Origin of the sequence: Clostridium sp. cel8, assembly GCF_014050525.1 — a bacterium.
Classification (GTDB): domain Bacteria; phylum Bacillota; class Clostridia; order Clostridiales; family Clostridiaceae; genus Clostridium_B.
Map to the genome: position 1 here is coordinate 42,286 of NZ_JACGAG010000016.1, position 13,619 is coordinate 55,904.

The 13,619-nt window shown below is 27.7% G+C and carries 13 protein-coding genes; 3 read left to right on the forward strand and 10 right to left on the reverse strand.

The window, feature by feature from the left end:
- The first annotated feature begins 23 nt into the window (after positions 1-23).
- Entirely contained in the window at positions 24-1,214 is a 1,191-nt protein-coding gene (locus tag H2684_RS11610; protein WP_182089564.1) for a pyridoxal phosphate-dependent aminotransferase, read from the forward strand.
- Between the two features lie 41 nt (positions 1,215-1,255).
- On the opposite strand, the gene H2684_RS11615 is transcribed toward H2684_RS11610, so the two are convergent.
- The 8 genes from H2684_RS11615 to H2684_RS11650 form a co-directional block, all read right to left on the reverse strand.
- Positions 1,256-2,128 (reverse strand): GNAT family N-acetyltransferase, encoded by an 873-nt coding sequence (locus H2684_RS11615; protein WP_182089565.1) that lies wholly within the window; start codon positions 2,126-2,128, stop codon positions 1,256-1,258.
- A 125-nt stretch (positions 2,129-2,253) separates the two neighbouring features.
- Positions 2,254-4,170 (reverse strand): bifunctional 4-hydroxy-3-methylbut-2-enyl diphosphate reductase/30S ribosomal protein S1, encoded by a 1,917-nt coding sequence (locus H2684_RS11620; protein ID WP_182089566.1) that lies wholly within the window; start codon positions 4,168-4,170, stop codon positions 2,254-2,256.
- Positions 4,171-4,181: 11 nt separating this feature from the next.
- Positions 4,182-4,856, reverse strand: a complete 675-nt coding sequence (gene cmk, locus H2684_RS11625; RefSeq protein WP_182089579.1) for a (d)CMP kinase — start codon at positions 4,854-4,856, stop codon at positions 4,182-4,184.
- 95 nt (positions 4,857-4,951) lie between these two features.
- A complete protein-coding gene (gene aroH, locus H2684_RS11630) occupies positions 4,952-5,320 on the reverse strand; it encodes a chorismate mutase (protein WP_182089567.1) in 369 nt (122 codons plus the stop codon).
- Positions 5,317-6,552 carry an NAD(P)/FAD-dependent oxidoreductase gene (locus H2684_RS11635; RefSeq protein ID WP_182089568.1) on the reverse strand — a complete coding sequence of 412 codons (1,236 nt, stop codon included), beginning with the start codon at positions 6,550-6,552 and terminating at the stop codon, positions 5,317-5,319. The genes aroH and H2684_RS11635 overlap by 4 nt, the downstream gene beginning before the upstream one ends.
- 113 nt (positions 6,553-6,665) lie before the next feature.
- Positions 6,666-7,538 carry a MurR/RpiR family transcriptional regulator gene (locus H2684_RS11640; RefSeq protein ID WP_182089569.1) on the reverse strand — a complete coding sequence of 291 codons (873 nt, stop codon included), beginning with the start codon at positions 7,536-7,538 and terminating at the stop codon, positions 6,666-6,668.
- A gap of 176 nt (positions 7,539-7,714) precedes the next feature.
- On the reverse strand, positions 7,715-8,425 hold the full coding sequence (locus tag H2684_RS11645) for a pseudouridine synthase (RefSeq protein ID WP_182089570.1): 711 nt from the start codon (positions 8,423-8,425) through the stop codon (positions 7,715-7,717).
- A 97-nt stretch (positions 8,426-8,522) separates the two neighbouring features.
- Positions 8,523-9,929, reverse strand: a complete 1,407-nt coding sequence (locus H2684_RS11650; protein WP_182089580.1) for a glycosyltransferase family 2 protein — start codon at positions 9,927-9,929, stop codon at positions 8,523-8,525.
- Between the two features lie 467 nt (positions 9,930-10,396).
- Between H2684_RS11650 and H2684_RS11655 the strand changes: the two genes are divergently transcribed.
- The gene (locus H2684_RS11655; protein WP_182089571.1) at positions 10,397-11,167 is read left to right on the forward strand and encodes a tRNA threonylcarbamoyladenosine dehydratase; all 771 of its coding nucleotides are present in this window, start codon (positions 10,397-10,399) and stop codon (positions 11,165-11,167) included.
- Here the strand turns inward: H2684_RS11655 and H2684_RS11660 are convergent.
- The gene (locus H2684_RS11660) at positions 11,164-11,955 is read right to left on the reverse strand and encodes a potassium channel family protein (protein WP_243159340.1); all 792 of its coding nucleotides are present in this window, start codon (positions 11,953-11,955) and stop codon (positions 11,164-11,166) included. The two genes, H2684_RS11655 and H2684_RS11660, sit on opposite strands and share 4 nt — an antisense overlap.
- A 206-nt stretch (positions 11,956-12,161) precedes the next feature.
- Positions 12,162-13,079 carry a patatin-like phospholipase family protein gene (locus H2684_RS11665; protein ID WP_182089573.1) on the reverse strand — a complete coding sequence of 306 codons (918 nt, stop codon included), beginning with the start codon at positions 13,077-13,079 and terminating at the stop codon, positions 12,162-12,164.
- A gap of 120 nt (positions 13,080-13,199) precedes the next feature.
- On the opposite strand from H2684_RS11665, the gene H2684_RS11670 reads away from it, so the two are divergent.
- Positions 13,200-13,544, forward strand: coding sequence for a hypothetical protein (locus H2684_RS11670; protein ID WP_182089574.1), 345 nt, complete (start codon positions 13,200-13,202; stop codon positions 13,542-13,544).
- The last annotated feature ends 75 nt before the right edge of the window (positions 13,545-13,619 follow it).

Genomic DNA, 13,619 nt, shown 5'->3' on the forward strand with positions numbered 1-13,619 from the left:
TAAGGGTCGGGGGGCTTAATTTTATGAAATTATCTAATAGAATACTTAATATGGAATTTTCATCTATAAGGAGTCTTATTCCATATGCTGAAGAAGCAGAAAAAAGAGGTATAAATATATATCATTTAAATATCGGACAACCTGATATAAAAACACCTGATAATTTTTTTAATGCAATTTCAAATTTTAAAGAAGACGTGTTAAAATACACACAATCAGAAGGAATAACTGAGCTTCAGAAAAACTTTATAGATTACTATAGAGAAAATTTAGACACAGAATTTACAGATAAAGAACTTATAGTAACAAATGGAGGTAGTGAAGCTCTTTTAATGACATTTATGGCAATATTTGATCCAGGAGATGAAGTTATTTCTCCAGAACCTTTTTACACCAACTACAATAGTTTTGCTCAAATCTCATCTACTAAAATAGTTCCTTTTTTAACTAAGCCAGAAAACGGATTCCATATTTCCAGCAAATCTGACATAGTAGATAAGATAACCAAAAATACAAAAGCAATAATAATATCAAATCCAAGTAATCCTACAGGTGTGGTTTATTCAAAAGATGAACTCAGAATACTTGGGGATATAGTAAAAGAATATGATCTATATCTTATAGCAGATGAAGTGTATAGAGAATTCATATACGATGGACTTGAATTTACATCTGCACTATCTATGAAAGATATACAAGACAGAATAATAATTATAGATAGTATGTCTAAAAGATATAGTGCTTGTGGTGCAAGAATAGGAATTGTTGCATCTAAAAATAAAGAATTTATGTATAACATAATGAAATTATGTCAATCAAGGCTGTGTACACCTACAATAGAACAAATAGGTGCATCGGCTTTATGGAGCACTCCAAAAAGCTATTTTGAAAAAACTAGACGTGAGTATGAATCAAGAAGAAATTTAATAGTAAAAGAACTAAATAATATTCCTGGAGTTTCATGTAATAAACCAGAAGGTGCATTTTATATTATAGCCAAGCTTCCTGTAGATGATTCAGAAGATTTTGTAAAGTTTTTACTTAGAGATTTTAGCTATAATAAAAATACAGTTATGCTTGCACCTGCAACGGGATTCTATGCTACACCTGGACTTGGCAAAAATCAAGTGAGAATATCTTATTGTATAAATAAGGATTCCTTAAAAAAAGCTATGAATATATTAAAATTAGCACTTGAAAAATACAATAATTAAATAGAAGCATAAATAAAGAAGCATAATAAACCTTTTGTTTATTATGCTTCTAACTCCCAATTATATATTTCTTGATATATTTTAAATCCCATTGATTTATATAAGTTTATTGCAATATAATTTGAACTTTTCACCTTTATTCTTATATTATGAAATCCATTATGATAAGTGATTTTCAATAGATATTTTAGAAAATACTTACTGTATCCATGTCCTCTATATTTTTCTATTATTCCAAAATTTACTAGTATGGGAGTAATATTATTTTCTAAAATTATTTGTCCATAACCTATAAACTCATTACCCTTTTTTAAGAAAATAGCACCATTTTCTAAATAGTAACTTTGCATTTCATCATAATATATATCATCTACAGTAAGTGGAATTCTACTTTTTTCCTGGAAAATTCTATTTTGAATATTGCAGCGAAGTTCTTCATCTTTGCCACATATTAATACATGAAAACTAAGTCCATCTTTTAATTCAAAGTCTATACTTTCATCAATGTCTAATTTAAATATTAATGTACCCTCTTTTTTTACGAATCCAATTGAATTTAATATATCAAAATTATTATTTTTTTTTTGGCATAAGTACTTTATTTTAACATTCTTTTTTATGGATTCACTTAAATATTTATATGGTAAATATGTATTATCATATCCTCTAATAACATTAAGAGCATTTATTTTGTATACCTTTTTATTCAAGTTACTTACCCATATATATCCTATATAACTTGAATTGTATTTTATGAGTTTTACTTTTCTCCTCATTGAAATCTGCTTTGCAAAATTACATTTGAAATAATCTTTAAAGAAATTCTTATTTAGTGGATTAAAATGTTCTCTTTCATCATTTAATTTCTGAAATATTTCAATATCTTTTTTCATCAATGTTACACATTCATACATAGTATACTTCCCCATAAAGTTAATTTAAGTGTTTTTAACACCTACCTATATAAAATAAGTCCTGTATTACCGTGATATTTAAATCACGGAATTTTTACGGGACTTTTATAAATATACTAACTATATTAAATTTCGTCTACTTCTTTTATACTTAAAGCTATTTTTTCATCTTCCTTATTAACATCAAGTATTTTTGCTTTTATTTCATCACCTATATTTAGTACATCTTCTGGTTTATCTATTCTCTTATGACTTATTTGAGATATGTGAACTAAAGCATCAACTCCTGGCTCCAATTCAACAAAAGCTCCAAAACTTGCAAATCTTACAACTTTTCCTAAAACTACACTTCCTACTGGATATTTCACTTCTACATTTACCCATGGATTTTCTTGGAGTTTTTTAATTGAAAGTGATAATTTTTTCTTTTCTTTATCTACATCAAGTATATATACTTTTATCTTATCACCTATATTTAGTACATCACTTGGTTTTTCAACTCTTCCCCAGGAAAGTTCAGATACATGTAAAAGTCCGTCAACTCCTTGTACATCTACAAATGCACCAAAATCAGTTAATCTTTTAACTTCTCCTTCTACTACAGTATCTTTTTCAAGAGTATTCCAAGTTTCTTCCTCTTGTTTTTCTTTTTCCACTTTTAATATATTTCTTCTTGAAGCTACAACTCTTGTTCCCTTTTTATCTGATTTAAATTCTATTATATTTACATCGAATTCCTTTCCTTCATATATTGAAAGATCATCTACATGATAGAGTTCAACATGAGATGCAGGTATAAATACTCTAGCTCCTTTATAATTGGCAACAAGACCACCCTTAACTGCTTCTTTTACAGTCACTTTTAATATTTCATTATTTTCACTTGCACTTTCTAATTCTCTATATGCATTTTCTCTCTCAAGCTCTAATTTTGAAAGAACAACATACCCATCTTCATTTTGTCGTCTTACTACTTTTACTTCTATTTCATCTCCTGGATTTATTAACTCTTTTAAATTTGCATCTTCATCCTTTGTTATTTCTGATTTAGGAAGTATCCCATCTGATTTATATCCTATATTTAAAAATACCTCTTTCTCATTTACAGATATTACTTTGCCTGTAATCTTTTCACCTAGTATTATCTGTTTGTCATTTTCATCCATAAATGATAATTGCTCGTTTAATTCCAAATTTTTGTCATCACTCATTTTCAAAATTGCCTCCTTTATTATCCAATCTGGTGTTGAAGCTCCTGCTGTAACACCTATAGTTTTTATTTTATTAGAATGAATTATATTATCAGGTATTTCTCCTGAATTTTCAACATGAATTGTATTACTGCAATTGCTCTTACATATTTCATAGAGTTTTGTAGTATTTGAGCTATTTTTACCACCTAAAACAACCATCATATCAACTTTTTTTGATATAGAATATGCCGATTTTTGTCTTGATTCTGTAGCACTACATATTGTATTAAAAGCTATAAATTCCTTACATTGTTTTGCAACTATATTAAGTACTTTTTCAAAATTTGCTTGTTTTTCTGTAGTTTGAGATACTATACACAACTTATTAGGCAAGTTTCCCAATTCTGATCCATCTCTTGAAATAATTGCAGTACTTTCACACCATCCATTTATTCCTTTAACTTCTGGATGATTTTTATCTCCTATTATTAATATTTGATATCCCATCTTATTATATTCTTCAACCTTTTTTTGTATATTCAATACATATGGACAGGTTGCATTTACGACAACTAAATCTTTTTCTTTCAGAATATCAAATACATTTTTAGGTATACCATGTGAACGTATTATAATAACACTTCCACTACTTATATTGTTTATATTTTCTAATTCTATAGGATATATACCTTTGTGTTTTAAATAATTCACAACATCAGTATTATGAATCAATGGACCCAAAGTATATACTTCTCTATCTTTATATTTTTCTTTTGCATTTAAAGCTTCTTCTACAGCTCTTTTTACTCCAAAACAAAATCCAGCATTATCTGCTAAAATAATCTTCATATTATCCACCTTTAATTATAATGTAATTTTGTCATATATGCTTTTATATGGCTAGACATTATATCTACAACTTGATCTATTGAAAGATTTGAAGAATCTATCTCTATTGCATTTTTAGCTTTTTTTAGTGGTGATTCTTTTCTATTTGAATCAATATAATCTCTTTCTCGTATATCATTTAATATATCATCGTATTCTACAACTATACCTTTTTTAGTTAACTCGTCATATCTTCTTTTAGCTCTAGCCTCTGCACTTGCTGTCAAAAAAAATTTCAACGGTGCAGACTTTAATACAACAGTACCTATATCTCTTCCATCCATAACTACATTGTACTTATCTGACATATCTCTTTGCATTTGTACAAGTATATTTCTCACTTCTTTTATTGACGCATAATTTGATACATTATTTGTAACATATAATTCTCTTATTTCATCTTCAACATCTTCTCCATTTACTATAAGTCTATTGTTTTTGAAATGCATCTCCAATGATTTAGTTAAATTATATATTGCGCTTATATTGCTACAATCTATTTTAGCTCTTAAACACATAAGCGTAACAGCTCTATACATGGATCCCGTATTTATGTATATAAAATCAAATTTTCTAGCTATTATATTTGCTATAGTACTTTTTCCTGCAGCTGCTGGACCATCTATTGCTATAGATATACTCAAAATTTGTTTCTCTCCTCTCAAACTTGAGAAATAAAAAATATGATATTACATCTTATATATATTCTATAAAAAAAAATAAAATCCTCTATTTTATGACATTATTCATCTAATAAATCTTTTCTCAATTTTTTTGCATCATTTAGATATATAAATTTTTTCTTATCTTTTTCTACATTTACAAGAAGAAGTAATCTTATACAAAGTGGAAGAAATCCATTTAAGTCTTTATCAACTTCCATTTCATTAAAATGCATTATTGCTACATCAGATAAATTAAAATGCTCTCTTATAAATTTACCTGGATAAGCTTTTGTTATGTCATTTGTACATGATATTTCTATTGTGATTATGTCATTTAAGTCAATATCATTTGACTCTATAAGTTTTGAAAACAACTCAATAGATGCATTTTTTATTTCAGATTCATTATTCTCTTTTATAGTAGTAGCACCTCTTAATGCTATCATTTACTATCTACCCCACTTCCTGCACTAAACCCTGTAGACAGTGCAATTTGTATATTGAATCCTCCAGTATATCCATCAACATCAATAACTTCCCCAGCAAAATACAGGTTATCAATTAACTTTGACTTCATATTAGAAGGATTTATTTCTCTTGTAGTTACTCCACCAGATGTTACAATTGCTTCTTCTATAGGTCTAGATCCCTTTATATTAAGCTTAAATTGTTTTATATTTGAAACTAAGTTATACCTCTCTTTTTTTGTTATAGAGTTTACCTTCTTATCTGGATCTATTCCAGACATTTCAATAATAACTGGTATCATCTTTTTTGGAAGAAGTTTATCTAGTGAATTTTTAAAACTTTTATTTGAAAATTCCATAAAATCCTTTTGTATTCTTTTATCAAGTTGTTCAGTAGAAAGCGCCGGTTTTAAATCTATAATGGCACTAAGTTTATCTTTATGCAGATTTTCTCCTACAACTCTACTACCACTTAAAACTATAGGTCCTGATATACCATAGTGTGTGAAAATCATTTCTCCAAATTCATCATATAATATTTTACCATGAGAATTCTTTATATAAAGCTCTACATTTTTAAGTGACAGTCCTTGAAGTTTTTTTACTAAACTATCATAAATTTCTATAGGAACAAGTGAAGGAATTAATTTTTCTATACTATGTCCAAGTGATTTTGCCAAACGATATCCATCTCCAGTAGATCCTGTTTGAGGATATGACTTTCCACCTGTAGCAAGTATAAAATAATCTCCTTTAATAATAGTTCCATCTGAAAGTTTAACTGCATAAATTCTATTACCCTTATGTAAAAATTCTTTCACATTAGAATTCAATTTTATATCCACTTTATTTCTATGCAAACTCTTTTCCATAGCTTTTATTATGTCAGATGACTTATCTGAAACTGGAAAAACTCTATCTCCTCTTTCAACTTTTAACTTTACATCTAAATTGTTAAAAAAGTCAATAGTATCTTGATTTGTGAAAGTATACAATGAACTATACAAAAAATCAGCATTTCCTGGAATATAGTCAAAAAATTCACTTATATCTTTTGCATTTGTAACATTACATCTTCCTTTACCACTTATGTACATCTTTTTACCTAGCTTTTCATTCTTCTCTAAAAGAATTGTAGAATTATGTTTAGAAGCTGTTATAGCAGCCATCATTCCAGCAGGTCCGCCACCAATTACTATCACCTTTGCCATAAATTCATCCGTCCTATTAAAATAGTTTAACCTCTATAAAATATATTATCATTTATACTCTCTATTTTAAATAGATTTCAAATAAAATAGGAATTATAAATTACTTTTTTATTTTACTGACTCTTAAATGAATAAACTCCATATTCCTGCCATATATTTTCCAAATTACTAAATGTAGATGATATTTTTTCCTTTTCTCTAAGTCCTACAGAAACTATAAGTGCATTTATTACACTAAGTGGTGCTACAAGAGAATCTACAAAAGAAGCCATATTACTTTGTGCAATTAGTGTGTAATCAGCAGCTGATGCAAGTGGTGAAAGTAAGCTATCAGTTATTGCAACAACCTCAGCTCCTCTACTCTTTGCAAATGCCAAAGACTCTATAGTTCTTGATGCATATCTTGGAAAACCTATACCTATTACAAGATCATCTTCCTTTAAGTTTATCATCTGTTCAAATATGTCACTTATTCCATAGCCAACAACTTTTACATTGTCAAGTATTAAATTTAGGTAAAATCCTAAAAAATCTGCTATGGCAGTAGAACTTCTAAGTCCTATTATGTATATTTTTTTTGCTTTAAATATACTATTTATGACTTCATCAAAAGTCTTATGATTTATTTTTTCAAGAGTTGACCTTATATTTTCCATATCAGCTTTTAATACACCTTTTAATGGATTTTCCTGGCTTACTATATCATTTGAAAGTTCAATTCTCTGTACAGTTGTCAATTTATTTTTTATTAGTTCTTGAAGAGCTTTTTGCAATTTTGGATATCCTAAAAATCCAAGTTCATTAGCAAATCTTACTACTGTAGATTCACTAACACCTACACTTACTCCTAATTTGGCCGCTGTCATAAAAGCAGCTTTGTCATAATGTTTTAATATGTATTCAGCTATTAGCTTTTGCCCTTTGCTAAGTCTTGGAAATTTAACTTGGATAGTTCTCATTAAATCTTGTTTATTTATATCTTCCATAATTATTTCATTCCTCTCTTTTTTCCTTTAACTTATGCAACTTTTATTTCATTTTAACATCTATTGAATATATTATCAACTTATCTTTCATTTTGTTTACTTTTGTTTTTAATTTACATAATATTTAATATGTTAATATATCTTATAAAAAAAATAGAGAGGTTAATTTACCTCAACTATTTGTTAAAAATTTCATTGATTTCCTTACTAGTCAAATATCTCCACTCTCCAATTTTTAAATCATTCAATTTTATATTACCAATAGCAATTCTTTTAAGTGTTATGACGGGATGGCCTATTTTCTCGCACATCTTTCTTATCTGCCTATTTTTTCCTTCATGTATCTTAATTTTAACTTCAGATGTGTATTTATCATATCTTAATACCTTAATACTTGCTTTACTAGTTACATACCCTCCTATATCAATTCCATTTTCAAATCGCTCTATATCCTCATGGCTCAAATTTCCCTTTACCTTTGCAATATACACTTTATCCTTTTGAAATTTTGGATGCATTATATTATTACAGATAGCACCATCATTAGTTAATAACAGAAGTCCAGATGTATCCATATCCAATCTTCCAATTGGATAAATTCTTTCATTTACTTTTACAATATCAAGAACTGTTTTTCTGTTTCTTTCGTCATTTACTGTACATATATATCCTACTGGTTTATTGAGTGCTATATATACTTTATGAGATTCCATATGTATTACCTTTGAGTCAAGCTCAACTACATCTTTTTTCGTGTCTACCTTTGTACCAAGTTTATTTACAATAACTCCATTTACTTTAACTCTATTTTTAAGTATCATATCTTCACATTTTCTTCTTGATGCAACTCCACAATAAGCCATGTATTTCTGTAACCTATATATCATACTTTATCACCTGCAAAATTATCATAATTTAATTATAAAAAAGTTGATCAACATTCTTAAGAAAACGCCAACCAACTTATTATACTTTTTATACCTTCTATTCCACTTCTTGAATTCCTATCTGTCTTATATGTTTTGTGTGACTCCATTCTTTTTTGTTCTTGTCCAATATTCCTTGTATTGTAATTGGTATCCATGTCAAAGTGTATATTCCATACAAAAGATACCAAATAAATAACTTTATAGATTTTTTCTTATCAACAATTCCTATTGTTACTATAAATATAGCTAAATATACTGCATTTCCAAGTAACACTTGTGAAAATGTTGGAGATGCAAATATATATGACAGTATCACAACATTTAAAGAGTAAAGTCCAAATATATAAAACATCTTCTTAGATAATTTTTTCTCAAGAAGCATTATAAATGGAGTGAATAAAAATTGGAATATACTAAATAGCTTCCATAAAACTTGTGTAAATGTATTTTCATCAAAGAGATAATTTATTACAAATATATTAAAACCATGATTACTCTGAAGTAGTGTTAAAAGTGCCGCAACTCCCATAAAAAGCGTTATAAAAGGTTGTATTGTATAAAGAGCACAGTCAAGTGCAGTTAAGCTTCTATCCTTTACCGCTTTTTTAAACAATTTAAAAAAGAATCTAGAAGATACATCTGTAAATCCCTGCATCCACCTCTTTCTCTGGCTCCATGATTGTCTGAGTGTAAGTGGTTTTTCATCGTAAACAATAGCATTATGTGCCCATCCAACTTTATAACCATTTAACACTAATTTGCAAGTAAACTCCAAATCTTCAGTAAGGCATGTAACTCCCCATCCTAATTTCTTTAATATAGAAGTTTCCACACAAAATCCTGTTCCTCCTATTTGATTGGAAAGACCTAAATTTGCCCTTGCAAGTTGGAACAATCTATTTACTGTCCAAAATGATATTGAATAAGACTCTGTTATCCATGAATCATCTGGATTCTTACTATCTATGTAACCTTGAACTACTTTGTAACCCTGAACTAACTTATAATTCATCTCATTTAAAAAGTTTTTTGATACAAGATTATCTGCGTCAAAAATAGCTATTGCATCATAATATTTGTCCATCTTAAATATCTTGTTGAACATCCATTCAAGTGCATATCCCTTACCCCTTTTATCAGGAACATTTCTCTCACAAACATTTACGTTATATCTTCTTGCTATTTCAGCAGTTTTATCTGAACAATTATCTGCAATAACAAAAATATCATACATATCTTTAGGATATTCAATATCTTGTAGGCTCTCTATTATCTTTCCAATAACCACTTCCTCATTATGAGCTGCAACTAAAAGTGCAAATCTCTTCTGTGGAGCACAGTTCTTTGCACCATCGTCTTTCTTTTTATAAATTCCAAACAAAGAAAGCACCAAATAGTACACAGTAAACAATAACACGGTTATTTGAAAAACAAATGTAAAGTCGAAAACAAAATTTTTCATCATAAAAATCCTTCCTTTTATGTTTTTCCATCCAATTTTTAAACACATTTTTAATTCTTAAGTACAAATAAAATTAGATTTCTACAATATCTAAACAATTTTAAAGTTACATATTAAAATAACCTATATAATACTATCACACTTTTAAGTTTATTGCATATAAATTTAAACTCAATAATTATTAAATTTAACTATGACAATATTATATTTTACTACTTAACTTATTATATCACTCTATGTTAACTTTTTTTAACTTTAGATTAAGATATTTTTATTTTTTAACTTGTAATATATACTTATCTTACTATATAAAATTAATTTAACCATATATCAATTATAATATAAGTAATTACAAGTATTTTATATTTTATATATTATATATTTAAAAATACAAACTGTAACATATCTTTTGTGATATCATAGTATAGTGTTTTCTTACTATATTTAAAGGAGCTGAAATCTATAAAATGAAACAAAATTCACTTTCAAGAACAGAACTTTTAATTGGAAAAGAGTCAATTGAAAAATTAAGAAAAAGTACAGTAGTCATATTGGGATTAGGTGGTGTAGGAAGCTTTTCTCTTGAAGCCATAGCAAGATCTGGAGTTGGAAATATAATAATAGTTGACGATGACACTGTATGTTTAACAAACATAAACAGACAGATACACGCAAGCTTTAAAACTATAGGGAAAGCAAAAGTAGATGTCATGAAAGAGAGAGTTCTTAGCATAAATCCAAATTGCAATATAAAATCCTATCAAACTTTTATAACTAGTAAAAACATAGATGAAATAATACCTAAAAATGTAGACTTTGTAATTGACGCCATTGATACAGTATCCTCAAAAATATCTGTTGTAGTATGGTGCAAAAAAAATAATATAGATATAATAAGTTGCATGGGAACAGGTAATAAATTAGATCCAACTAAATTTAAAATAGCAGATATATATGATACTAAAATATGTCCATTAGCTAAGGTAATGCGACATGAGCTTAGAAAACTTAAAATAAAAGATTTAAAGGTGTTATATTCTGAAGAAATACCAATTAAACCAAAAGTAGATGAAGTTGTGACCTGCATTGATGGTTGTGTATGTGTTAGTGGATCTAAAAAATGCTCTAAAAAGCGCCAAATTCCAGCAAGCATATCTTTTGTTCCTCCTGTTGCAGGTATGATAATAGCCGGTGAAGTTATAAAATCTATAATAGGAATTAATGATAAGACCTTTTAATCCTTATCAAAAAAAATCAGTGAAACAAATACTCCACTTACTACAACACCAATTATAGTTTCTATTATTACCATTATACGAACAACTGTAGAATTTGGAAGTATGTCACCATAGCCTAGTGTTGTTATGGTGACTGCACTAAAATAAATAAAATTCCATATAGGATATGTAAAATTTCCATAGGATACTTCCTTTAACACAAATGGACTCTTATCTGGAAAACATATTGAATTCTTCATAAGCTGTTGAAAATAAAAATTTAATGGATATATACAACTTTTATCCCCAAAATATTCTTTTTTTATTATGTCATAGTTATCTACCCATATATAAATAGTATCTATCTTTCTAAATTCATTTAAATAAGTTTTGTCATATATTAAATACCTATCTTTACTTTTATCATTTAATAAATAAAAATTTACTTTAAGTTTATAACTGTTAAATCCACCATTTATTTTACTTTCACCCATATTCGTTACACTTATATGAGTAGCCTTTCTTTTAAGCATTAAAAAGTAATAATAATCTGCCCAATTTTCTCCAAGTGTCCTATCAAACACAAAACTGCAATTTTTATATATAGAATTGTTAAGCACATTAAGTTTAACTACAGGTCTTTTATATTCATCAGTTAGAATCAACTTTCTTATACTTGCATCAAGTTCACTGTTATAATTGTTTATTTTCATCTTCTTCTTAAATACATTTACCTTAGTATCCAAATTTATATCATTTTGAAATATAAAGAACTCTCCATTTGAATGATTTGCTATATTCCAATACATAACCCCAAATAATATTAATACAAATATATAAGTAAAGAAAATCCCATAAATAAAATACTTTTTTTTAGACCACCTCATATGTACCTCGTATTTATATATTTTTATTCCTATATAATGATTCTATGTAGTATATATATTCTAGTATTCTTAAATTTTAATTCTCATCTTATTAAATTTAAAAAGCAGGATAAAAATCCTGCCTTACTCTAAGCATAGTAGTCTCTAATATATTTTTCAAAACTCCAAAATCTCAAGAATTTTTTAGCACTTTCATATCCGGAATTAAAAAGCTTCATTTTCATATCATGAGATATAGTAAAATCAGTAGCTTTTACCCCAAGTGTTGGAATAAACACAGTTCTCACAGCATCCTTATCTTTCACATATATTTCTTCATTTTTATCTATCATAGTTCCAACTATGTCAAATAGATAAGACACGAAATCCATTTTGCTAGTAGCACTATAGCTTTTATTACTATCTACTAATTTAAATCCTATAGTAGGCCTTAAAGGTTTTTCTTTAGTATCAAAAATCCATATTGGAAAGTTACTCAATATACCTCCATCAACTATATAGCTACATCTATTTTGATGATAGAACTTAACTGGTTTAAAATAAAATGGAATGCTTATACTCATTTTTACAGCTTTAGATACTTGAAAATTCATTGGATTTAATCCATATTTTGATAAGTCATCTGGTAATATTATAATATTTTTTTCAGTTACATCAGAAGCCACTATTTTTAATTTTGACTTTCCATTTTCACTTATATCATAAAATGTGCTTTTACCTTTTTTTAGCATAAGCTCCTTTATAAAATGCTCTACTGCATTTGTAGAATACAGTCCCTTATCTTTTAATAAACTTATAAACTTTCTAAGTAAATTCATATTATATATCTTTCTCTTTTTAAAGAAATCCCGATAATCTATGTCCATCATTATAGATTTTAACTCATATCCGCTATATCCTGCAGATACTAGTGCAGCAATAATAGCTCCAGCAGATGTACCTGCAGCCCTATTTATTTCATATCCATGGTCTTCAAAACAACAAATTGCTCCAATTAGTCCAATTCCTTTAACTCCACCCCCATCAAATACAACGTCAATTTTCATATCATCACCTCAATACATAGATATGTAATTAAAAACATAATTCTACTTTTCCATAGAATATTTTTTATCAAAATTGAGAATAATAACTTTAAATAAGATTCCTAAAAGAGGTGTTATTTCATGAGAATTGAAATTTATTATAATGGAATAAAAAATGCAAATGATGCATTGGATCGATTTAAAAATGAAGGTTTCACAAACTCTGCAGTTGATTTAAATGACAATTACATAGATTTTGACAACTATGAGTACAGTTTTTCAAATGCTATATCAAGCAAAGGTGTATTTTCAGATAACGAACAAAAATCATTTCAAGCAAGTGATGGAATGGGCAATTTCAGTGATGTATTGACCTCTAGCTATAAAGTTGTAGTAAACACAGATCCACTGTATTCAGAGGATAAAATAAAAAATTTAAAAAAAATAATAGAGGAAACTGGAGGGAATTTAAAAACTACAATTTAATAAATATCCACCAGCTTAGCTGGTGGTTTTTCCTAAGCCCTATAAGGGCATATTACCAGCGTTATGCCTTAAGGC